The sequence below is a fragment of the Streptomyces sp. NPDC111628 genome, from assembly GCF_055635195.1.
This window is the reverse complement of the sequence record NZ_JBVKBZ010000004.1, coordinates 237,196-258,509: the sequence shown is the minus strand read 5'-3', so window position 1 is coordinate 258,509 and position 21,314 is coordinate 237,196. Positions and strand designations below refer to the sequence as shown.

The following is a 21,314-nucleotide window of genomic DNA, read 5'->3' as shown; positions in this document are numbered from 1 at the left end:
GCCCTCCATGGCAGTGCCCCGCGGCCCCGCGGTCAAGGGCGCCGGGCCGATGTATCGGACTGAAAAAGATCGGCATAACCTGCCCACCTTCGGGTAGCTGCGCGCCCATGGCTCCACCACACAGAACCCCACCAAGGGGTATATCCGACCAATGGTCCAGGACAGCCGGGCCCACCCGCCGGTCGCTGCTCGCGGGGGTCGCGGCGCTCGGTGCGCTGGGGGCGGCCGGCTGCTCGCGGGTGGCCAGCGCATCCGACGTGGAAGGCGGTGACCTTCTCGGCAGGCTCAGGGCACAGGGAGTGGCCCGGCTCGGCATCGCGGGCGAGGTTCCCTTCGGGTACATCGACAAGAACGGCGAGCTGACCGGTGAGGCGCCGGAGCTGGCGAAGGTCATCTTCAAGCGGCTCGGAGTGGACCGGGTGCAGCCGGTGCCGACGGAGTTCGGCTCCCTCATCCCGGGCCTGGCGTCGCAGCAGTTCGACGTCGTGGCGGCCGGGATGTACATCAACGCCGACCGCTGCGAGCAGGTCATCTTCTCCGACCCCGACTACCAGATGCTCGACGCGTACATCGTGCGCAAGGGCAATCCGCTCGGGCTGCACAACTACAAGGACGTCGTCAAGAAGAAGGCGAAGTTCGCGACCGGCACCGGCTACGCCGAGATCGCCTACGCGGTGGAGCACGGGTACAAGGAGGACGACATCCTGATCGTCCCCGACCAGGTGGCCGGACTCAACGCCGTCGAGTCCGGGCGCGTGGACGTCTTCGCGGGGACCGCGCTGACCGTCCGCGAGGTGGTGAAGAAGTCCAGCAAGGCGGAGGCGACCGAGCCCTTCTCGCCCATCGTCGGCGGCAAGCCGCACATCGACGGCGGCGGTTTCGCCTTCCGTCCGGACGAGACCAACCTGCGGGACGCCTTCAACGTCGAGCTCCAGAAGCTCAAGAAGAGCGGCGAACTGCTGCGGATCCTCAAGCCCTTCGGTTTCACCGAGAACGAGATGACCGATCTGACCGCGAAGGAGCTCTGCGGCGGATGACCTCGGGACTGTGGGAACTCGTACTCCAGGGCGTCTGGGTCACCATCCAGCTGCTCTTCTTCAGCGCCCTGCTGGCGACGGCCGTCTCCTTCGTGGCCGGCATCGCGCGCACCCACCGGCTGTGGATCGTCCGCTTCCTCGCGGGCCTCTACACCGAGGTGTTCCGGGGGACCTCCGCGCTGGTGATGATCTTCTGGGTCTTCTTCGTGCTGCCCCCCGCCTTCGGCTGGCAGCTGGTGCCGATGTGGGCGGGCACGCTGGCGCTCGGGCTGACCTACGGGGCGTACGGCTCCGAGATCGTGCGCGGCGCGCTCGCCGCGGTCGACCCGGCGCAGAAGGAGGGCGGCATCGCGCTCAGCTTCACGCCCTGGCAGCGGATGAAGCTGATCCTGCTGCCGCAGGCGGTGCCGGAGATGATCCCGCCCTTCTCCAACCTGCTGATCGAACTGCTCAAGGGCACCGCCCTGGTGTCGATCATGGGCATGGGCGACCTCGCGTTCAGCGGCAACCTGGTGCGCCTGGCGCTGCAGGAGAGCGCGGAGATCTACACGTACATCCTGCTGATCTACTTCGTGATCGCGTTCCTGCTCACGCGGGTGATGCGCGGCCTGGAGAAGAAGCTGAAGGCGGGCGTCGGAAAGGCGCCGCAGAAGAAGACGGCGGCCGTGCGCGTGCCTGAGGGAAGTGGTGTGTCGTGAAATGGGACTGGAGCGCGGTCTCCGACTTCATGCCGCACTTCTGGGACGGCCTGCTGGTCACCCTGCAGATCCTGGTCCTCGGCTCGCTGGTCTCCTTCGGTCTGGGCCTGGTGTGGGCGCTGCTGATGCGGGTGCCGAGCCGCTGGGTGACCTGGCCGGTCGGTGTGGTCACCGAGTTCATCCGGAACACCCCGCTGCTGGTGCAGCTGTTCTTCCTGTTCTACGTGCTGCCCGAGTGGAACATCACCTTCTCGGCGCTCACCACCGGCGTGGTCGCCATCGGCCTGCACTACTCGACGTACACGATGCAGGTCTACCGGGCCGGCATCGAGGGGGTGCCGGTCGGCCAGTGGGAGGCCGCGACGGCGCTGAACCTGCCGATGCGCCGGACCTGGACGGCCGTGATCCTGCCGCAGGCGATCCGCCGTGTGACTCCCGCCCTCGGCAACTACGTGATCTCCATGCTGAAGGACACGCCGCTGCTGATGGCGATCACGGTGCTGGAGATGCTCGGCGAGGCACGGCTGTTCTCGCAGCAGAACTTCCAGTTCACCGAGCCCCTGACGGTGATCGGTGTGGCCTTCATCATCATCTCCTACCTGGCCTCCCTTGCCCTGCGAGCCCTGGAGCGACGCCTTGCCCACTGACACTCTTCCCAACCCCGAGAAAAGCCCCGAGCGCAGCTCCGGCGAGCTGATCCGCCTGGAGCAGGTCACCAAGCGGTTCGGGGACAACACCGTCCTCGACCACCTGGACTTCTCCGTCGACGCCGGCAAGCACGTCACCCTGATCGGCCCGTCCGGTTCGGGCAAGACGACGATCCTGCGGCTGCTGATGACGCTCCTCAAGCCCGACGAGGGCACGATCACCGTGGACGGGCAGAAGCTCTTCCCGGCGACCGAGAAGGAGCGGCGCGAGGTCCGCAAGCAGATCGGGATGGTGTTCCAGCAGTTCAACCTGTTCCCGAACATGAGCGTCCTGCGCAACATCACCGAGGCGCCGGTCACGGTCCTCGGGATGTCCAAGGACGAGGCGGTGGAACGGGCCAAGGGCCTGCTCGACATGGTGGGCCTGGCCGACAAGTGCGACGCCCGGCCGGCCCAGCTCTCCGGCGGCCAGCAGCAGCGGGTGGCGATAGCCCGGGCGCTGGCGATGCGCCCGAAGGTGCTGCTGCTCGACGAGGTGACCTCGGCGCTCGACCCGGAGCTGGTCGCGGGCGTCCTGGACCTGCTGCGGGACATCGCCCGCACCACGGACATCACCATGCTCTGCGTGACCCACGAGATGAACTTCGCCCGGGACATCTCGGACCAGGTCCTGATGTTCGACTCGGGCCGGGTCATCGAGGCCGGCGCGCCGGAGAAGATCTTCAGCGAGCCGGAGCACGACCGGACGCGGGAGTTTCTCAGCGCCGTCCTGTAATTGCGCGGCGTCGCCGCCCCAACGTCCGAGGTCGGGACGTTGGGGCAGGCCGTCGGCATATGCCAGAGGGCCTGCGTCGCAGATGGGGGCCCCGAAATCCGGTCAACACCCCCTCACGAGCGGCCTCTTGGCGGCTATCGTGAACGCAGGGATGCATCAGCGAGCGCAGGGGGAGACCACCGTGGCGCTGCAGCACAGGCCGACCGCGCCGCACCGCTCGACCGAGGACGCCCTGCGCGTCCTGGAGACGGTGGCGCGGCACACCTCCGGTGTCACCGACACCGAGATCGCCCGCGAGAGCGGCATCGGCCCGGAGCGCCTGACCACGCTCCTGCGGATGCTGCGCCGCGAGTCATACGTCGAGCAGACCGCCGACGGCGCGTACGTCACCGGGGAGGCACTGGCCCGCCTCGGCTCGGCCAAGGGCCGCGAGCAGGCGCTGCGCGAGAAGCTCCAGCGCACCCTGGAGGGGCTGCGCGACTCGGTGGGCGCCGCCGTCTACATCAGCCGGTACGTCGACGGCGAGGTCAGCGTCACCCAGTACGCCGACAGCCCGGCCGCGCCCAGGGTGAACGAGTGGGTGGACTTCCGCGTCTCGGCGCACGCCACCGCGGTGGGCAAGTCCCTGCTGACCCAGCTGGACCACGCGGGCCGCCGCGACCACCTGTCCCGGCACCGGATGGCCCGTCTGACCTCGCGCACCATCACCAGCGACAAGCTGCTGCTGTCCCGGCTGGAGTCGCAGCCGGCCACCGTGCCCGTCCTGGACCTCCAGGAGTACGCGGTGGGCACGGTCTGCGCGGCCGTCCCGATCACCGCCGGTTCCGCCGTGGGCTGCCTGGCGCTGTCGCTCCCGGTCGAGCACGCGCACCGGCTGCGCCGGGCCGCGGACGAGCTGAACCGGAGCGCGGCACCCGTGCTGCTGTCCCTGGCGATCTAGGGCCTCTCCGGCGGGCCCCTCCGGCGGACCGGCCCGGAGCTGGTCACGAGCACTGCCCGGGACCGGGTAGTATTTTCGTCGTCACCGACCGCGGGAAGCGGACGGCGGGAGTCATGCGCCGCTAGCTCAGTTGGTTAGAGCAGCTGACTCTTAATCAGCGGGTCCGGGGTTCGAGTCCCTGGCGGCGCACAGAAGGAAGGGCCTCCTCGCCGAGCGAGGGGGCCCTTCCCGTGTTCAGAAGGTGACGTCCGAGCAGGCGTAGAACGCGTTGCCCGTGTCGTGCACCGTCCACACCGCGAGGATCACGTGGTGTCCGCTCAGCCCGGACGGCAGCGTGCCGCTGTGGGAGAGGGTGGCCGGGGGCTGCTTGCCGCCGTAGGGCACCGTGAAGAACGGTGTGAGGTTGAGGTCGGCCCGGGTCAGGTTGTGGTTCTGGTTCCAGCCCGGCTTGGTGACGTAGTACTTGAAGTCGGTCGTGGCGTGCCGGGCGGTGAACTGCCAGCGGAAGGTGTAGCTCTGCCCGCCGTTCACCCTGGTGGTCGGCCACGCCTGGCCGTTCGGCTGCTTGGGGCTGTCGAGCGCGGCGAACGACCCGTGTCCGGCCGAACAGATCTTGCCGTCGGCCGGCCCGGAGGCCGGGAAGCCCTTGGGCCCCTCCACGCTCTGCGGCTCCCACTGGATGGCGCCGCAGCCGCCGACCGTGCCGTTCTGGCACACCTTCTGCCGGCTGACGGGCAGGTCGGTGTAGCCGTGACCGCTGGCGCCGCCGGACGAGAGCACGAGGGCTCCGGTGGTCGCCATGCCCAGCGCGGCCGCGTACAACTTGGTCCTTGTGCGCATACTGCTGCTCCCTGTGACGTGTGGGGAAGTTCAGGGGAAGTTCAGTGAGCCGTGCAGGTCTAGACCAAGTCTCAGATTATTGCTGACAATTGAACATGTCCATACCAAACGCGGAACGGGTCAGTGCCCCGTGTCCCCCCGCCCCGCGCAGAACGCCACCGTCAGGTCCTTCACGAGCACCTTGCGCTCGTAGTCGTCCAGCTCCACCAGTCCGCGCATGGTCAGCCGGGTCACCGTGTCCTCCACCGAGTCCACGACGGAGGTGAGCACGCTCGCCCGCTGCGCCGCGTCCAGCGCCGCGATCCGGCGCCGGTGCATCGCGGCGGCGACCTCGGGGGCATACTCCACCCGGACCGGCCGCACCGAGAACACCTCCAGGCCGACCGGCGCCGCGTCCGCCGCCACCAGCCGGGTCAGCGTGTCCCCGGCCACGTCCGCCGAGCTGCGCACCGTGCCGAGCGGCTCCACCGGGACCCGGGCCAGCGCCGCCTCGACACACTCGCGCAGATACGTCTCGTGGTCCTCGACGCCCAGCGTGGCCTTCGCGGTGTCCCGCACCCGCCACACCACCAGCGTCACCGCCCTCAGCGCCACCCCGTTGCCGTCGGCCGCGGGCATCGGCTCGCTGCGCCAGTGCCGCAGCCGCACGTCCACCCGGCGGCGCAGCAGCAGCGGGTTCACCCACATCAGGCCGGTGCGCCGCACCGTCCCCCGGTAGCGGCCGAACAGGCCGAGCACCCAGGCCCGTCCGGTCCGGCCCCGGGCCAGCCCTCCGAACCCGAACATCCCCAGCGCCCCCGCGGCCGCGTACGCCGCCCACTGCGCAGGCCCGAGCCCGGCACCCGCGTACGCCGGCAGCCCCAGCGCCTGGGCCGCGAGCGACGGCAGGAGACCCGCCCACCAGGAGGTGGCCGCGCACCCGGCCGCCCCGCACAGACCGGCGGCCACGCCCGCGGCGCCGGGCAGCACCCGGGCCGGACGCTCCGTCAGCTCCGGGTCGACGCACGGCGCCGGGCGCGGTCGCGCCGCGACGGGGCGCCGCGCGCCCGGCCGTGCCCCGGTCCGCTCCCCCGGCCCCTGGCGGCGCGCGACGACCGCGGGCCGCAGCGGGACCGGCGCCGGATCGGGGTCGTCGCGGAACAGCAGGTGGACGGGGATCTCGGTGGTGGCCTCGTTGTGGATGAGCCGGGCGGGCCGCTGAGCGGCCGCCGCCGCGGACTCCTCCGGTGCCGCCGGCGCGGTCTCCGGGTTCGTTGACGATGTCGTACTCATGCGTGCTCCAGCCTCCGCGCCAGACGCGTCATGAACGGATGATCACCCCGGTGCGCTCAGGAGAAGAGCCGCCGCCAGGTCTCCGGGCCCGGGTAGCCGTCCGCCGCTCCGCCGCGCCAGCCCTGGGCGCGCTGGAAGGCCTGGACGCCCCGTCGGTCCGCCTCGCCCCAGCGCGGACCCGGCCCCCTCGTGTAGTACGTGCCGAATCCCTTCCTCACCAGCTGCCTGCCGAGCCGGGTGATGTACGGGTTGTCCGCGCCCGGCCGGAACATCGCCCGGCCGGGGTATCCGGCCACCCCGTGCGAGGCGGGGCCCGCGGCGCCGGGCGGCGCCTCCTCGGTGCCCGCCGCGGCCGCCTTGCCCGCGTCGCTCGCCGCGATCCCCTTGTAGCGGTACGGCAGGTACTGGGCGGAGTTGCTCCAGTAGGCGTAGGGCGTGTCGAGCTTCCGGGTGTGCGGCGGGGTCTGCTCGTACGCCGTGTAGGCGGTGCGGGTGCCGTCCGTCCAGCCGCCGAAGATCACCACGTGGGAGCCCTTCTGGGGGTCGGACGCGTTGTGGAAGAGCAGGATGTCGCCGGGCTGCAACTCCGCCTTGGTGATGCGGTCGGCGACGGTGCCGAGGCTTCCGGTCCACTCGTTGGCCGGCAGCTTCCAGGCCATCGACACGAAGCCCGAGCAGTCCTGCCGGTATCCGTCGGACCAGTAGGCGGTCAGGCTGTACGGGACCTTCGCGGCCACCCAGCTCCTGGCCCGGTCGATGATCTCCGTACGGGTGATGCCGGCCAGTTCCGCACCGGCCGGGGGCGCCGCGGGCCGGCCGGCCGGGCCGTGCAGCGGGGCTCGCGGGCCCTGGGGGGTGCCGGGCTCGTCACCCGCGGGAACGCCGGGCCGGTGGGGGGCGTGCGCGGCCGCCGGGAGCGCCGCCGCCCCGCCCGCGCCGAGGACGGACACGGCGGTGGCGGAAGCGGCGGCGGTGGCCACGACCAGCGTGCGGTACGCCGCCGGATGGGCGAGCGCGCGGCCCGCCGGGGCGTGCGGCAGAACGCGCCGCCAGTGGCGGCAGCCGGCGCAGTCGCAGTCGCTCGCGGGCTCGATCTCCTCGAATACGGGAGTCTCCATGCGATTCCCCTCACACTCCCGGTGGGCAGGCCCGCGGCGGTGCACTTCGGTACATGTCGGTCAGTTTCGCAACTGTCCCCACCACGCGCATGTTGACGGTCCGAATGATGTACCCGGCCGAAGGGGCGGCCCCGCGGGGGCTGGGGCGGTGGTCCGGAGCACCGGTCGGCATCGGGTAGAGTTGTGCAGGTCAGCAGGCGCCGCTAGCTCAGTTGGTTAGAGCAGCTGACTCTTAATCAGCGGGTCCGGGGTTCGAGTCCCTGGCGGCGCACCGACGGTCGAAGGCCCTCCGTATCACACGGGGGGCCTTCGGCGTATCCGGCGCCGGGACGTCTTGCGATCATGACGAACGCCGTAGAACCCTGGTCCGGTTGGGGGCCGGATGCCGAGGGGATGCCGAGGGGGCATCATGCAACCGGGGGTCACCATTCCATGTCTATATAAGGTGTGCATGCCGTGGTGACTGTGACCCACCACTGATACGTCCGTGACGGTCGAGGGGGACCGGTGCAGGCGAAGGAAGCGACGAAACACGCATGACCCGCGTGTGGGGGGAATGACTCATGACGTCGACGCCGACGGGCGCCGGGCCAGACCACGACCCGTCCCAGACCACCCAGCTCAGGGTGCCCGGGCACCGGAACTGGAACACCGGTTCGTTCCGCCGGATAAAGAAGACGCTGCCGAAGTACGACTACGAGCACTACAGCCGCCTCGCGGGCCCCCTCACCCAGCCCGACCCGAACAAGCCGTACCGGGTGCAGTACCGCTCGCTGATCTCGCAGGAGCCGCACCGCATCCGGGTCGCCCTGATGCTGGCCGCCGCCCCGCTGCTGTCGGTGGTGCTGCTGGTCTGGCTGCTCCAGCCGGAGCACTGGACCGAGCGCGACTACGTGGCCTTCGACTGGCTGCCCGCGCTCGACATCGTGATGCTCGTGGCGATCGGCCTGATCGAGCTGTTCCGCTGTCTGAACGTGCTGTCGAACGCGCACGCCACCCTGGTCGCCCGCGACCCGGTCCCGGTGGTGCCCGAGACCGGCACCAAGGTCGCCTTCCTCACCTCCTTCGTGCCCGGCAAGGAGCCGCTGGAGATGGTGACGAAGACCCTGGAGGCGGCCGTGAAGATCCGCCACCGCGGTCTGATGCACGTCTGGCTCCTCGACGAGGGCGACGACCCGGAGGTGAAGGAGGTGTGCGCGCGCCTGGGCGTGCACCACTTCTCCCGCAAGGGCGTCGCCAAGTGGAACCGGAAGAAGGGCCCGCACCGCGCCAAGACCAAGCACGGCAACTACAACGCCTGGCTGGACGCGCACGGCGACGACTACGACTTCTTCGCCTCCGTCGACACCGACCACGTGCCGCTGCCCAACTACCTGGAGCGGATGCTCGGCTTCTTCCGCGACCCGGACGTCGGCTTCGTCATCGGCCCGCAGGTCTACGGCAACTACGACAACCCGATCACCAAGGCCGCCGAGTCGCAGCAGTTCCTCTTCCACGCGCTGATCCAGCGCGCCGGCAACCGCTACGGCGGGCCGATGTTCGTGGGCACCTCCAACGCGGTGCGCATCAGGGCGCTCAAGCAGATCGGCGGCCTGTACGACTCGATCACCGAGGACATGGCGACCGGCTTCGAGATGCACCGCCACAAGAACCCGGCCACCGGCCGCAAGTGGCGCTCGGTCTACACCCCGGACGTGCTCGCGGTCGGCGAGGGCCCCAACGCCTGGACGGACTTCTTCACCCAGCAGATGCGCTGGTCGCGCGGGACGTACGAGACGATCCTCAAGCAGTACTGGAAGGGCTGGTACTCGCTGCCGCCGAGCAAGCTCTTCAACTACACGATGATGATCATCTTCTATCCGATGTCGGCCCTGAACTGGATCCTGGCGGCGCTGAGCTGCTGCCTGTTCCTGGGCCTGGGCGCGTCCGGCGTCAACATCGACCCGGCGGTCTGGCTGATGCTCTACGGCAACGCCTCCGCGCTCCAGATCGGCCTGTACGTCTGGAACCGCCGCCACAACGTCTCCCCGCACGAGCCGGAGGGCTCCGGCGGCGTGGCCGGCATGGTCATGTCCGCGCTGTCGGCGCCGCTGTACGCGAAGGCGCTCATCGACTCCGTGCTGCGCCGCAAGAGCAAGTTCGTGGTGACCCCGAAGGGCGACTCGGCCAGCCCGGACACCCTGTTCGGGACGTTCCGGTACCACTGGTACTTCATCGTGATCTTCGCCGGCTCGATCACCGCCGGCTTCGTCTACGGCCACTCCCACCCCGCGATGATCATCTGGGCGACGTTCGCGCTGCTGATCACCGCGTCGCCGATGTTCGCCTGGCGCCACGAGCTGAGGAAGGCGAAGAAGCAACCGCCGGTCGCGGCGGCGGAGCCCGCACCACGGGTCCCGCCGCAGCAGCCGCACGGACGACACTCGGCGCACGCGCCGCAGCAGAAGCCCAACTGGGCCGCCCCCGCCGACGGGGGAGACGACCAGACCATGCAGATCGCCCTTGGTGGACTTGGGGGACGTAAGGAATGAAAGACCGTGCCGGCCGCCGCCGCGCCCGTCGCTTCGCGATAGGTACGGCGGTGGTAGTCGCGCTGGCCGGGATGAACGGGCCGTGGCTCTACCGCTTCAGCACCGAGAAATACCACCAGTACAAGATCAACCAGCCGGAGTACAAGGCCGCCAACGGCAAGTGGGAGATCATCGAGTTTCCCGAGAAGTACCGGCAGAACACCATCCACGCGGCACTGCTGCGCACCGGCAAGGTGCTGATGGTCGCCGGGTCCGGCAACAACCAGGACAACTCCGACGACAAGCAGTACGACACCCGGATCTGGGACCCCGTCAAGGGCACCATCAAGAAGGTGCCGACGCCCACGGACCTGTTCTGCACCGGACACACGCAGCTCGCCAACGGCAACCTGCTGATCGCGGGCGGCACCAAGCGGTACGAGAAGCTCAAGGGCGACGTCACCAAGGCCGGCGGCCTGATGGTCGTCCACAACGAGAACCCGGACAAGCCGATCACCCTCCCGGCGGGCACCAAGTTCACCGGCAAGGAGAACGGCAAGACCTTCGTCTCCAAGGACCCGGTCCTGGTGCCCCGCGCCAAGAAGGTCTTCGACCCGGCGACCGGCGCGTTCGTGCGCAACGACCCGGGCCTCGGCCGGATCTACGTCGAGGCGCAGAAGAGCGGCAGCAAGTACGAGACGGGTACGGAGGACAACTACCGCATCCAGGGCCTGTCGGGTGCCGACGCCCGCAACACGTACGGCATCGCGCAGAAGCTCGCCCTCGACAAGAAGGACTTCCAGGGCATCCGGGACGCCTTCGAGTTCGACCCGGTCGCCGAGAAGTACATCAAGGTCGACCCGATGCACGAGGCCCGCTGGTACCCGACGCTCACCACCCTGGGCGACGGCAAGATCCTCAGCGTCTCCGGCCTCGACGACATCGGCCAGCTGGTCCCCGGCAAGAACGAGGTCTACGACCCGAAGACCAAGGAGTGGACCTACACCGACAAGGTCCGCCAGTTCCCGACGTACCCGGCGCTGTTCCTGATGCAGAACGGCAAGATCTTCTACTCGGGCGCGAACGCGGGGTACGGACCCGACGACGTGGGCCGCACCCCGGGCATCTGGGACGTGGAGACCAACAAGTTCACCAAGGTCCCCGGCATGAGCGACGCGAAGATGCTGGAGACGGCGAACACGGTGCTGCTGCCGCCGGCACAGGACGAGAAGTACATGGTGATCGGCGGCGGCGGGGTCGGCGAGTCCAAGCTGTCCAGCGAGAAGACCCGGATCGCCGACCTCAAGGCGGACGACCCGAAGTTCGTCGACGGACCGTCACTGGAGAAGGGCACGCGCTATCCGCAGGCCTCGATCCTGCCCGACGACAGCGTGCTGGTCTCCGGCGGCTCGGAGGACTACCGGGGCCGCGGCGACTCCAACATCCTTCAGGCGCGGCTCTACCACCCGGACACGAACGAGTTCGAGCGGATCGCCGACCCGCTGGTGGGGCGCAACTACCACTCCGGTTCCATCCTGCTGCCCGACGGGCGCCTGATGTTCTTCGGCTCGGACTCGCTCTACGCCGACAAGGCCAACACCAAGCCGGGCAAGTTCGAGCAGCGGATCGAGATCTACACGCCGCCGTACCTGTACCGCGACTCGCGGCCCGACCTGTCCGGCGGCCCGCAGACCATCGCGCGCGGTGAGTCGGGGACGTTCACCTCGCGTGCGGCGTCGACGGTCAAGAAGGTGCGGCTGATCCGGCCGAGCGCGTCGACCCACGTCACGGACGTGGATCAGCGGTCCGTCGCGCTGGACTTCAAGGCGGACGGGGACAAGCTGACGGTGACGGTGCCGGAGGGCAAGAATCTGGTGCAGTCGGGGTGGTACATGATGTTCGTGACGGATGGGGAGGGGACGCCGAGTAAGGCGGAGTGGGTGCGAGTTCCGTAGCGCTCCCGCGGGTTGTGCTTCGGGTGCGGGGAGCGTCGTGGTGGACCGCGCCGTTCCCCGCGCCCCTGAGGGCGTTTACCCCTGCGCCAGTTTCAAGGCGTACTCGGGGTACCACTCCCCCGCCTTCGGGCCGCCCTTGCACTCGCCGTCGGACTCTCCGGGGCGCTTGACCCACAGGTAGGCGTCCACGAGGGGGTCCGACGTCTTGGTGGTCGGGGTCTCACCGAGGGCTCGGCCCGGAGGGTTGCACCAGCGTTCGTCCGGGGCGCCCTCGGTGTAGGGGCCGTTGCCGTTGCGGCTGGTGTCGATGACGAAGGGCTTGCCGCCCACCTTGGCGGAGAGCTGCTTGCCGTAGGCGATGGAGTCCTCGGTGGTGTAGAAGTTCGACACGTTGACCGCGAAGCCGTCGGCCTGGTCGATGCCGGCCCGCTTCAGGGGGTCGAAGATCTGGTCGGGGTGGCCCCAGCCGGCGTTGCCCGCGTCGAGGTACACCTTGGTGTTCTTCAGAGCGCCCAGCTTGGCGATCGCGCCCTTGAGGAGGTCGTAGCGCTCCTCGTGGAACTCCTGCGGGGTGCAGCCGTCGACGAGGTGGAGCACCGCGTCCGGTTCCAGGACGACGGTGGCGGCACGGTCGCCGATGCCCTTGGCGACGCCGTCGACGAAGGAGCGGTAGGCGTTGCCGTCGGCGGCGCCGCCCTCGGAGTACTGGCCGCAGTCGCGGTGCGGGATGTTGTAGAGGACGAGCAGCGCGGTGCGGCCGGCCTCGTCGGCGGCCTCGGTGAAGCCGCGGGCCTGCTCCTCGGGGTTCTCCGGGCTGATCCACTCGCCGGTCGGCTGCTGGGCGATCTTGCGGATCTCTTCGGCCTGGTCCTTCTTGCCCGCGTCGGCCAGGGACGCGACCTGCTGGGCCGCGTTGCCGTCCGGGTTGACCCAGAAGGGGTCGGTCTCCTTGGGCTGCTGGGTGATCCCGGCGCCCGCGCCCTTGTCGTCCCCGTCGCCGGACGAGGAGCAGCCCGCGAGCAGCAGGGCCGCCGCTCCGAGTGCCGCCGCCGACGCAGCCCGCCTCCTGGACATGTTTCCGGCCGGCTTGCTGCCGTACATCCAACCCCCCTGGGTGCACTGTTCCGAGGCTCAATCCTGACATACGCCTCGTGCGCCCACGCGGTCATCGGCCGACGGGCGTCAGGAGATGAAATCGGTCAGTGTGCAACCGTCCACGAGACCCTTCTCCTTCGTGTAGCCGCTCGGGATCTGGGTCTCCGGGTCGCAGACGAGGGCGAGGAGCCCGGACCCCCTGAGGTCGGCCGTCGTCGTGGGGCCGCCCGTGACGACGAAGTCCTCCCCGACGAGGTACCCGGCGGGGCCCCGTTTCTGCGCCTGGGTCTGGAAGCTCTTCATGTCGTCGACGGACATGAGCGTGACCCCGTTGCCCTTCGCGTCCCAGCAGACGGCACGCTCCTTGATGCCCCACAGCTTGCCGGTCGACTCGGCCTCCGGGTCGTCCTCGTGGTCGGAGTCCCGGTCCTCCATGTGCAGATCGGTGCACGTGGTGCGGGTGCTGACGAACGCCTCGATGTCGGCCATGGTGGGGGCGCTCGGACGGCCTTGCGGCTCGGTGTCCATGAGCCGTCCCCCGCTGCCGGCGGACTGCCCGTAGCCCCCGCCGTCGGCCCCCGTACTCCCGCCGCCCTCGTCGTCGCCGCAGCCGCTGACCGCCGTCAGCATCAGGACTGCCGCACCCACCGTGACCACGCCCCGCATCCGCATTTCTTCTCCTTGCCGCCCTGCGTCCGACCCAGGATGCGGGGCGGGAAGGACGCGAACAATCTCCCGCTGCACATGGTCTGATAACCCAGCTGTTATCGCTGACGGACCGGGGGCAAGTGGTGGAACTACGGGACATCGAGATCTTCCTGACGCTGGCCGAGGAGCTGCACTTCGGCCGGACCGCGGACCGGCTGCACGTGTCGCAGGCGCGGGTGAGCCAGTCGATCGCCAAGCAGGAGCGCAGGATCGGCGCGCGTCTCTTCGCCCGGAGCAGCCGCAAGGTCGAGCTCACCGCCATCGGCGCACAGCTGCGGCGCGATCTCGGTGCGGGCTACCAGCAGATACTCGACGGCACCAGCGCGGCCACCGCTGCCGCCCGTGGCTCGACGGGCACGCTCTCTCTTGGCCTGCACGGTTCCCAGGCTCACGACCACGCACACCTGCTCGACCTGTTCCGCAGCCGGCACCCCGAGGTCGCCCTGCGCATTCGGGAGGTCATCTTCACGGACCCCTTCGGCCCGCTCCGGAACGGCTCGGTGGACGTGGCGACCGCCTGGCTGCCGGTCCGTGAACCGGATCTCACCGTCGGCCCGGTCGTGGTGACCGAACCCCTGCTCCTCATGGTCGCCACCGACCACCCCCTCGCCCGCCGTGACGCCGTCAGCATGGAGGACCTGGCCGACTGGCTCCTGCCGCACTCCGCCACCGCCATCCCCGAGTACTGGCAGCAGACGCTCGTCCCCACCCACACCCCCGGCGGCCGGCCCACCCGGCGCGGCCCGGAGGTCTCCTCGTTCCAGGAACTCGCCGCCGTGGTCGCGGCGGGCGGGGCGATCAGCCTCGTCCACGGCGACGCCGCACGCTATTACCAGTGGCACGGCCTCCGCTATCTCCGCCCGTACGACGCTCCGACGGCGAGCTGGGCCCTGATCTGGCCGACGGCCGGGGAGACGGGGCTGGTCCGCGCCCTCGCGAGGGCGGCGCGGGAGACGGGACCGCTCATCGGATGACGTCGCGGGCGGGGCCGGTTCCGGTCAGGTAGGCGGAGACGACGACGTTGGCCGTGTAGCTGTCGGTGGTGTGGTCGAAGGTGCCGCCGCAGGTGATGAGGCGGAGTTCGGAGCGGTCCGTGTCGCGGGGTCCGTAGGCCTGCTGGGCGTCGAAGCCGTCGCGGGTGAGGACCTGGACGTCGTCGACGGTGAACTCGGCGACCTCGGCGTCGTCGCGGACCACCCGGATCGTCTGGCCGGGTTCCAGGGTGCTGAGCTCGTAGAAGACGGCGGGCCGGGTCTCGGTGTCGACGTGGCCGACCATCAGGGCGGTCCCGGCGGCTCCGGGGGCGACCCCGGCCGCGTACCAGCCGACGGTGCCGGGCTGGTCGAAGGGCGGTGCTTCGATGGCGCCCTTGGCGTCGAGGCCGCGGGCCACGACGGGGGCGTCGATGTCGAGTCCGGGGACGTCGAGCCGCTGCGGCCGGGCGTCGTCGAGGGGCGCGTGGGCCGGGGGCAGGGGGACGTCGGGGGGCCGTCCGGCGGCCGCCATGTCGCCGGTGGCCGGCCGCGATATGCCCTCGCGCACGTCGGTGGCCTCGCGGCCCCACAGCCACAGCCCGAGGAGCAGCACCGCCCAGGCGATGCCGGTGACCAGGCGCCCGCCGGGGGCAGCGGTCCTCGGTGCGCTCTCCGGCGCGGTCGGCGACGCGGTCCCCCGTGCGGTGTCCTGCTCGTCCTGTTCGGACATGGTCAGTCCGTCCCGCGGCTCCGGCTGCGGACGCTGCGCAGTGCCACGGCGACGGCGGCGATGCCCGCGAGCACCAGGCCGGTCAGGGTGTGCGCCGTGCCGGGGGGATCGACGCGCGCCCCGTCCCCGGTCTGCGACGCGGCCAGCTCCGCGGTGCCGCCGCCGCCCGCGTCGACGGGGGCGACGGGCGAGGCGGGTGCGGTCGGGCGCCTCTCGTCGTGCACGGTGATGGTGCCCTTGCGCGCCTGCTCGCCGCACTTGACCTGCACGGCGTACGCACCGGCCCGCACGCTGGTGCGGACCGTGCTGGAGCCGACGAGGACACCGTCGCCCGCGGCCAGGCTGAGCCGTACGTCCGACTCGAAGGCCGCGGACACGGCGACGGCCGTCTTCTCGGTGCAGTCGGGCACGCGGAGCGTGACATCGGTGCCGGGGGCGGGCGAGGACGGCGACACGGAGACGCCACCGCCGTCCGCCGCGTAGGTGTAGGCCGCCGGTGCGCACAGCGCGGTGGCCAGCGCGGCACCCGCACAGAGTGTGACTTTCAGTGAGCCCATCGTGTACCTCCAGTTACCTGGAGGCTCCCCCGCGAGCCCCGGCACCGCATCCTGCGCGGGGCCGGGGCTACTCCGATCGGGTCATGCGGAGGAAATCCGCGTTTCAGACCCGTTCCACGAGGTCCGCGATGGAGTCGACGACCTGGGAGGGGCGGTAGGGGAAGTTCTCGACCTGCTCGGGCCGGGTCAGGCCGGTCAGGACGAGGAAGGTCTGCATCCCGGCCTCCATGCCGGCCAGCACGTCGGTGTCCATGCGGTCGCCGATCATCGCGCTGGTCTCGGAGTGGGCGCCGATCGCGTTGAGCCCGGTGCGCATCATCAGCGGGTTGGGCTTGCCCGCGAAGTACGGCTGCTTGCCGGTCGCCTTGGTGATCAGGGCGGCCACCGCGCCGGTCGCCGGGAGCGGCCCCTCGGCGGAGGGGCCGGTCTCGTCGGGGTTGGTGCAGATGAAGCGGGCGCCGGCGTTGATCAGCCGTACCGCCTTCGTCATGGCCTCGAAGGAGTAGGTGCGGGTCTCGCCGAGGACCACGTAGTCGGGGTCGTGGTCGGTGAGGATGTAGCCGATGTCGTGCAGGGCCGTGGTCAGGCCCGCCTCGCCGATGACGTACGCCGAGCCGCCGGGCCGCTGGTCCTCCAGGAACTGGGCGGTGGCCAGCGCCGAGGTCCAGATGGACTCGATCGGCACGTCCAGCCCCATGCGGCGCAGCCGGGCGTGCAGGTCGCGCGGGGTGTAGATCGAGTTGTTGGTCAGGACCAGGAAGGGCTTGCCGGATTCGCGGAGCCTCTTGATGAAGGCGTCGGCGCCGGGGATCGGCACGCCTTCGTGGATGAGGACCCCGTCCATGTCGGTGAGCCACGACTCGATGGGCTTGCGGTCTGCCATGTGCGGGTCTCCTGCCTGCGCGGTCCTGCGTGCGCCCCAGCCTAGACAGTGCGGGATCTTGTGGGAACGGCCGTCTCAGCTTCCGGTGGCTTCCTTCCAGGCGTCGATGTAGGAGGTCAGGTTCTCCTCGATGTCGTTCCAGTCGGGCTCGAAGACCTCCACGCCGTCCATCAGCTTGGTGAGGGCGATGGCGTTGGCGTCGGTGGCCTTGACGTCCTGGCGGGCCGCGAAGCCGCCGCCGATCTCGCTGACCTGCCGCTGTGCCTGCTGGCTCAGCATGTAGTCGAGGAGCTTCTTCCCGTTCCCGGTGTGCGGGGCGTCGGTGACGAGACCGGCGGCATAGGGCAGGGCGAAGGTGGTGGGCCTGCCGCCTTCGGGGGCGGGGAACCAGATGCCGAGGTTGGGCATGGACTTGGACTGGGCGTAGTTCATCTGCACGTCGCCGTTGGCGACGAGCAGTTCGCCCTTGTCGACCTTGGGGGCGAGCTTGCCGGTGGAGGCGGACGGGCCGACGTTGTTGGCCTGGAGCTTCTCCAGGTACTCCATGGCGGGCCGCTCGCCGCCGAAGTCGTGCATGGCCTTGATGAGGACGGCGGTGCCGTCGCCGGCGACGCCGGGGGTGGAGTACTGGAGCTTGTTCTCGTACTTCGCATCGAGCAGGTCCTCCCAGGTGGCGGGGGCCTGCTTCAGCTCCTTGGTGTTGTGGACGAAGCCGAAGTAGTTGTTGACGACGGCGGTCCAGGTGCCGTTCGCGGCCTGGTCGGCGCCGCTGACCCGGTCGGCGCCCTTCGGGGCGTACTTCTGGAGCAGGCCCTTGACGTCGGCCTGCTGGATGAAGGGCGGGAGGGTGACGAGGACGTCGGCCTGCGGGTTGCGCTTCTCGCGGACGGTGCGCTGCACCATCTCGCCGGAGCCGCCCTCCACGTACTCGACCTTGATGCCGGTCTCCTTCTCGAAGTCGGCGAAGACCCGGTCGTACCAGCCGTCGCCGTTCTCGCCCTTGAGGCCGTCGGCGCTGTAGACGGTGACGACGTTCTCGTCGGAGGCGGCGGAGGTGCCGGAGCAGGCGGTCAGCGGGACGGCGAGGGCGGTGACGGCCGTGAGGGCGGTGAGCGGCTTGAGGGCGTTTCTGGGCATGGCGAGGTGGACTCCTTGCGTGTCGGGGCGGGCGGGGCTGGTTCAGCGGTAGGAGGCTCTGGTGCGGATCCGGGAGACGGCGAGCAGCACCAGCAGGGTGGCCGTCATGAGGACCACGGCGACGGCGGAGCCGGTGAACAGGGCGCCGCGGTCGGTGGCCGCGTGGATCAGGACGGGCAGCGGGGTCCAGTCGGGCGGGTAGAGCATCATCGTGGCGCCCAGCTCGCCCATGGACAGGGCGAAGCAGAGTCCGGCGGCGGCGGTCAGGGACGGCAGCAGCAGGGGCAGCTTCACCCGCCACAGGACGTACGCCGGTGCGGCGCCCAGGGACGCGGCGGCCTGCTCGTAGGCCGGGTCGAGGCGGGTGAGGGCGGCGGACACGGACTGGTGGGCGAAGGCGGTGACCAGCACGGTGTGGGCGATGATCACGATCCAGCGGGTGCCGTTGAGCAGCATCGGCGGCTGGGAGAAGGCGACCAGGGTGGCGAGTCCCACGACGACGGAGGGCACGGCGAGCGGCAGCACGAACAGGGCGTCGAGCGCCTTGCGGTGGCGCTGCTTCAGCGCCGCGGCGGCGAGGGCGGCCCAGGTGCCAGCCGCGAGGGCGAGGAGGCTGGCGGCGGTGGCGGTGACCAGGCTGGTGGTGAGCGCCTCCAGGGCCTCGCCGCGGGTGGCCGCCTCGTAGTGGGCGGTGGTGAAGCCGGAGGGCAGGACGCTGGACCAGTTCGTGGCGAAGGAGGCGCCGAGGACCACGAGGAGCGGGAGGGCGAACAGCGGCAGGAAGAGGACGAGGAAGAGGGCCCACACGGCCCACCTCGCCGCCCGGCTATGCACCAGCACGGCGGCTCACCACCCGGTAGAGGCCGTAGAGGCCCACGGAGATCAGGACGTTGACGACGGCGACCACGCAGGCGCCCGGGTAGTCGGACTCCAGGATCGCCTTGCCGTAGACGAGGGTCGGCAGGGTCGTGACGCCCTTGGCGCCGGTGAACAGGACGATGCCGAACTCGTTCAGGCAGAGCACCAGGACCAGGCTGCCGCCGGCCGCGAGGGCGGGCAGCGCCTCGGGCAGGACGACCTGCCGGACGATGCGCGGCGCGCGGGCTCCCAGCGAACCGGCGGCCTCCAGCTGCCCGGTGTCGAGCTGCGAGAACGCGGCGAGCAGCGGGCGCATCACGAAGGGCGTGAAGTACGTGATCTCCGCGAGGAGCACGCCCCAGGGCGTGGTGAGGAACTGGAACGGCCCCTCGGCCGCGCCCGTCACGTCGGTCCAGGCACCGTTGGCCATGCCGACGGTGCCGTAGACGAACAGCAGGGCGAGCGTGATCAGGAAGGACGGGATGGACAGGAAGACGTCGACGAAGCGGGCCACCGCCTTCGCCCCGGGGAACGGCACGAAGGCGATGACCAGCGCGAGGACGAAGCCGAGCACCAGGCAGCCGACGGTGGCCGCCACCGCCAGCCACACGGTGGTCCACAGCGCCTCGCGGAAGGCGGTCGACGCGAAGACGTCCGCGTAGGGCTGGAGCGAGGTGCCGCCGGTGTCGGGCTGGAAGGACTGCTGGACGACGAGGGCGAGGGGGTACAGGAAGAAGAGGGCGAGCAGAGCCACGGGCGGCAGGGCCCACAGGTAAGCCGTTCTAGTCCTCACCGGTGCTCACCCCCGCGGGCAGCAGCACCGCGTCCTCGGGTGCGAAGTGCAGGCTCACCGGCTCCCCGTGCACCGGCGGAGCCTTCAGCTCGCGCAGGTCGGCCATGACGCGGTGACCGTCCACTTCGACGTAGAGGCGGTGCGTGGCCCCCCGCCACTGGATCTCCCCCACCGTCCCGGTGAGCAGGTTGGGTCCGTCGCCGAGCCCGACGAGGTGCGGGCGTACGCACAAGGTGGCCGACGCGCCCCGCGCGACACCCCCCGTGTCCACCCTGATCTCCGCGTCCCCGAAGGACACTCCCCCGGTGCCGACGGTCACCGGCAGCAGGTTCGCGTTGCCGACGAAGGACGCCGTGAAAGCGTTGGCCGGCGCCCGGTACAGCTCGCGCGGGGTGCCGCAGGCCTGGAGCCGGGCCCGGTCCATCACGGCGATCCGGTCGGCGAGGGTGAGGGCCTCGACCTGGTCGTGGGTGACGTACAGGATCGACACGTCGGGCAGCTCGCGGTGCAGGCGGGCCAGTTCGGCGAGCATGCCGGAGCGCAGCTGGGCGTCGAGGGCGGACAGCGGTTCGTCGAGGAGCAGGACGTCGGGCCGGATGGCGAGCGCGCGGGCGATGGCGACGCGCTGCTGCTGGCCGCCGGACAGCTCGCGCGGGTGGCGGCGGGCGTAGGCGCCCATGCCGGTCATGTCCAGGGCTTCGGCGACCCGGGTGCGGATCTCGTCCTTGGGGACCTTGCGGGCCTTCAGCCCGAAGGCGACGTTGTCCGCCACCCGCATGTGCGGGAACAGGGCGTACTGCTGGACGACCATGCCGATGCCGCGCCGGTGCGGGGGCAGGCCGGTGACGTCGCGGTCGCCGAGGAACACCCGCCCGGAGGCGGGCCGTACGAACCCGGCGACCGCCCGCAGCGCGGTGGTCTTGCCGGATCCGGACGGCCCGAGCAGCGCCATGACCTCGCCGGGTTCGACGGTGAGGTCGAGGGCGTCGAGGACGACGTTGCCGTCGTAGGCGACGGTGACCGAGTCGAAGCGGATGCCGCTGCTTGTGGTGCTCATCGGCCGGATGCTCCCCGCAGGAGGGCGGGCAGACCGGCGACGGAGTCCAGCACGTGGCTCGCGCCCGCCTCGCGGAAGGCGTCGTCGCCGTGCGCCCCGGTGCGCACCCCGGCGACCAGGCCCGCACCCGCCCGTACGCCGCTGAGCACGTCGTACGAGGTGTCTCCGACGACGGCGACCTGCCGTACGGCGTCGGCGGCGCCGGTGCGCAGGAAGGCGGTGAGCACCATGTCCGGGTGCGGGCGACCGCGTCCGCCCGCGTCGGCGGGGCACAGGGTGAGCGGCACCAGGTCGCGCCAGCCGAGCGCGTCGAGGATGGCGTCCTGGGTGACGCGGGCGAAGCCGGTGGTGAGGACGACGGTGCGGCCGTCGGCCGTCAGCTCCTCGACGGCCTCGCGGGCGCCGGGGACCGGGGCGATCAGGCCGTCGTCGACGAGGGCGCCGTACGCCTGCTCGAAGGCGGTGTTGGCGCGCCGGGCGCGGTCCTCGTCGCCGAACAGGTGCCGGAAGACGGAGATCTTGGACTCGCCCATGGTGGCGCGGACGTAGGCGAGCTTCTCGGCGTGGTCCGGGGTGCCGGGTTCGACGCCCAGTGCGCGGGCGGCGGTGTCGAAGGCGCGCTCGACGAGGCCGCCGTCGGCGACGGTGGTGCCGGCCATGTCGAGGACGACGAGGCGGATGTCGGGGGAGGCCGTGGTCGTCGTGGTCGTCGTGGTCGTCGTGGTCATCA

General features: G+C 70.6%; 21 protein-coding genes and 2 tRNA genes. 10 read left to right on the top strand and 13 right to left on the bottom strand.

Annotated elements, in window-relative coordinates:
- The first annotated feature begins 107 nt into the window (after positions 1 to 107).
- From ehuB to ACZ7MF_RS23120, 6 genes are all read left to right on the top strand, one after another.
- Entirely contained in the window at positions 108 to 1,037 is a 930-nt protein-coding gene (gene ehuB / locus ACZ7MF_RS23145; protein WP_471479344.1) for an ectoine/hydroxyectoine ABC transporter substrate-binding protein EhuB, read from the top strand.
- Positions 1,034 to 1,735: an ectoine/hydroxyectoine ABC transporter permease subunit EhuC gene (gene ehuC, locus ACZ7MF_RS23140; RefSeq protein WP_471479342.1), complete on the top strand. Its 702-nt coding sequence runs from the start codon at positions 1,034 to 1,036 to the stop codon at positions 1,733 to 1,735. The genes ehuB and ehuC overlap by 4 nt, the downstream gene beginning before the upstream one ends.
- Positions 1,732 to 2,382 (top strand): ectoine/hydroxyectoine ABC transporter permease subunit EhuD, encoded by a 651-nt coding sequence (gene ehuD / locus ACZ7MF_RS23135; RefSeq protein WP_356858394.1) that lies wholly within the window; start codon positions 1,732 to 1,734, stop codon positions 2,380 to 2,382. Before ehuC ends, ehuD begins: the two co-directional genes overlap by 4 nt.
- Positions 2,372 to 3,157, top strand: coding sequence for an ectoine/hydroxyectoine ABC transporter ATP-binding protein EhuA (gene ehuA, locus ACZ7MF_RS23130; RefSeq protein WP_007449894.1), 786 nt, complete (start codon positions 2,372 to 2,374; stop codon positions 3,155 to 3,157). The genes ehuD and ehuA overlap by 11 nt, the downstream gene beginning before the upstream one ends.
- A gap of 181 nt (positions 3,158 to 3,338) precedes the next feature.
- A complete protein-coding gene (locus tag ACZ7MF_RS23125; protein ID WP_471479337.1) occupies positions 3,339 to 4,097 on the top strand; it encodes an IclR family transcriptional regulator in 759 nt (252 codons plus the stop codon).
- Between the two features lie 115 nt (positions 4,098 to 4,212).
- Positions 4,213 to 4,286: transfer RNA gene (locus ACZ7MF_RS23120), tRNA-Lys, on the top strand.
- A 45-nt stretch (positions 4,287 to 4,331) separates the two neighbouring features.
- Here the strand turns inward: ACZ7MF_RS23120 and ACZ7MF_RS23115 are convergent.
- The 3 genes from ACZ7MF_RS23115 to ACZ7MF_RS23105 all read right to left on the bottom strand — a co-directional run bounded on the left by ACZ7MF_RS23115 (position 4,332) and on the right by ACZ7MF_RS23105 (position 7,327).
- Positions 4,332 to 4,937, bottom strand: a complete 606-nt coding sequence (locus ACZ7MF_RS23115) for a lytic polysaccharide monooxygenase auxiliary activity family 9 protein (protein WP_471479334.1) — start codon at positions 4,935 to 4,937, stop codon at positions 4,332 to 4,334.
- Between the two features lie 120 nt (positions 4,938 to 5,057).
- On the bottom strand, positions 5,058 to 6,209 hold the full coding sequence (locus tag ACZ7MF_RS23110) for an SPFH domain-containing protein (RefSeq protein ID WP_471479331.1): 1,152 nt from the start codon (positions 6,207 to 6,209) through the stop codon (positions 5,058 to 5,060).
- 56 nt (positions 6,210 to 6,265) lie between these two features.
- On the bottom strand, positions 6,266 to 7,327 hold the full coding sequence (locus ACZ7MF_RS23105; RefSeq protein ID WP_471479329.1) for a peptidoglycan-binding protein: 1,062 nt from the start codon (positions 7,325 to 7,327) through the stop codon (positions 6,266 to 6,268).
- 197 nt (positions 7,328 to 7,524) lie between these two features.
- On the opposite strand from ACZ7MF_RS23105, the gene ACZ7MF_RS23100 reads away from it, so the two are divergent.
- The 3 genes from ACZ7MF_RS23100 to glxA all read left to right on the top strand — a co-directional run bounded on the left by ACZ7MF_RS23100 (position 7,525) and on the right by glxA (position 11,792).
- A tRNA-Lys gene (locus ACZ7MF_RS23100) sits at positions 7,525 to 7,598 on the top strand.
- Positions 7,599 to 7,890: 292 nt separating this feature from the next.
- A complete protein-coding gene (locus ACZ7MF_RS23095) occupies positions 7,891 to 9,858 on the top strand; it encodes a glycosyltransferase family 2 protein (RefSeq protein WP_471479327.1) in 1,968 nt (655 codons plus the stop codon).
- The gene (gene glxA, locus ACZ7MF_RS23090) at positions 9,855 to 11,792 is read left to right on the top strand and encodes a radical copper oxidase GlxA (protein ID WP_471479324.1); all 1,938 of its coding nucleotides are present in this window, start codon (positions 9,855 to 9,857) and stop codon (positions 11,790 to 11,792) included. The genes ACZ7MF_RS23095 and glxA overlap by 4 nt, the downstream gene beginning before the upstream one ends.
- Positions 11,793 to 11,867: 75 nt before the next feature.
- Here glxA and ACZ7MF_RS23085 read toward each other — a convergent pair whose 3' ends face one another.
- The gene (locus tag ACZ7MF_RS23085; RefSeq protein ID WP_471479322.1) at positions 11,868 to 12,893 is read right to left on the bottom strand and encodes a glycoside hydrolase family 6 protein; all 1,026 of its coding nucleotides are present in this window, start codon (positions 12,891 to 12,893) and stop codon (positions 11,868 to 11,870) included.
- 81 nt (positions 12,894 to 12,974) lie between these two features.
- Positions 12,975 to 13,559, bottom strand: a complete 585-nt coding sequence (locus ACZ7MF_RS23080; RefSeq protein ID WP_471479321.1) for a hypothetical protein — start codon at positions 13,557 to 13,559, stop codon at positions 12,975 to 12,977.
- A gap of 116 nt (positions 13,560 to 13,675) precedes the next feature.
- Here ACZ7MF_RS23080 and ACZ7MF_RS23075 point away from each other — a divergent pair, with 116 nt between their 5' ends.
- The gene (locus ACZ7MF_RS23075; protein WP_471479319.1) at positions 13,676 to 14,569 is read left to right on the top strand and encodes a LysR family transcriptional regulator; all 894 of its coding nucleotides are present in this window, start codon (positions 13,676 to 13,678) and stop codon (positions 14,567 to 14,569) included.
- Here the strand turns inward: ACZ7MF_RS23075 and ACZ7MF_RS23070 are convergent.
- From ACZ7MF_RS23070 to ACZ7MF_RS23035, 8 genes are all read right to left on the bottom strand, one after another.
- Positions 14,559 to 15,299: a class F sortase gene (locus ACZ7MF_RS23070; protein WP_471479318.1), complete on the bottom strand. Its 741-nt coding sequence runs from the start codon at positions 15,297 to 15,299 to the stop codon at positions 14,559 to 14,561. The two genes, ACZ7MF_RS23075 and ACZ7MF_RS23070, sit on opposite strands and share 11 nt — an antisense overlap.
- 2 nt (positions 15,300 to 15,301) lie before the next feature.
- The gene (locus tag ACZ7MF_RS23065; protein ID WP_471479316.1) at positions 15,302 to 15,856 is read right to left on the bottom strand and encodes a hypothetical protein; all 555 of its coding nucleotides are present in this window, start codon (positions 15,854 to 15,856) and stop codon (positions 15,302 to 15,304) included.
- A gap of 103 nt (positions 15,857 to 15,959) precedes the next feature.
- Positions 15,960 to 16,739, bottom strand: a complete 780-nt coding sequence (locus ACZ7MF_RS23060) for an HAD-IIA family hydrolase (RefSeq protein WP_471479314.1) — start codon at positions 16,737 to 16,739, stop codon at positions 15,960 to 15,962.
- Positions 16,740 to 16,814: 75 nt separating this feature from the next.
- Entirely contained in the window at positions 16,815 to 17,876 is a 1,062-nt protein-coding gene (locus tag ACZ7MF_RS23055) for a 2-aminoethylphosphonate ABC transporter substrate-binding protein (RefSeq protein WP_471479312.1), read from the bottom strand.
- Positions 17,877 to 17,918: 42 nt separating this feature from the next.
- Positions 17,919 to 18,716 (bottom strand): ABC transporter permease, encoded by a 798-nt coding sequence (locus ACZ7MF_RS23050; RefSeq protein WP_471479310.1) that lies wholly within the window; start codon positions 18,714 to 18,716, stop codon positions 17,919 to 17,921.
- Complete coding sequence (locus ACZ7MF_RS23045) at positions 18,703 to 19,527, bottom strand: 2-aminoethylphosphonate ABC transporter permease subunit (RefSeq protein ID WP_471479308.1); 825 nt, start codon at positions 19,525 to 19,527, stop codon at positions 18,703 to 18,705. Before ACZ7MF_RS23045 ends, ACZ7MF_RS23050 begins: the two co-directional genes overlap by 14 nt.
- Positions 19,517 to 20,584 carry an ABC transporter ATP-binding protein gene (locus ACZ7MF_RS23040; RefSeq protein WP_471479304.1) on the bottom strand — a complete coding sequence of 356 codons (1,068 nt, stop codon included), beginning with the start codon at positions 20,582 to 20,584 and terminating at the stop codon, positions 19,517 to 19,519. The genes ACZ7MF_RS23045 and ACZ7MF_RS23040 overlap by 11 nt, the downstream gene beginning before the upstream one ends.
- Entirely contained in the window at positions 20,581 to 21,312 is a 732-nt protein-coding gene (locus ACZ7MF_RS23035; RefSeq protein WP_471479302.1) for an HAD family hydrolase, read from the bottom strand. Before ACZ7MF_RS23035 ends, ACZ7MF_RS23040 begins: the two co-directional genes overlap by 4 nt.
- Between the last annotated feature and the right edge of the window lie 2 nt (positions 21,313 to 21,314).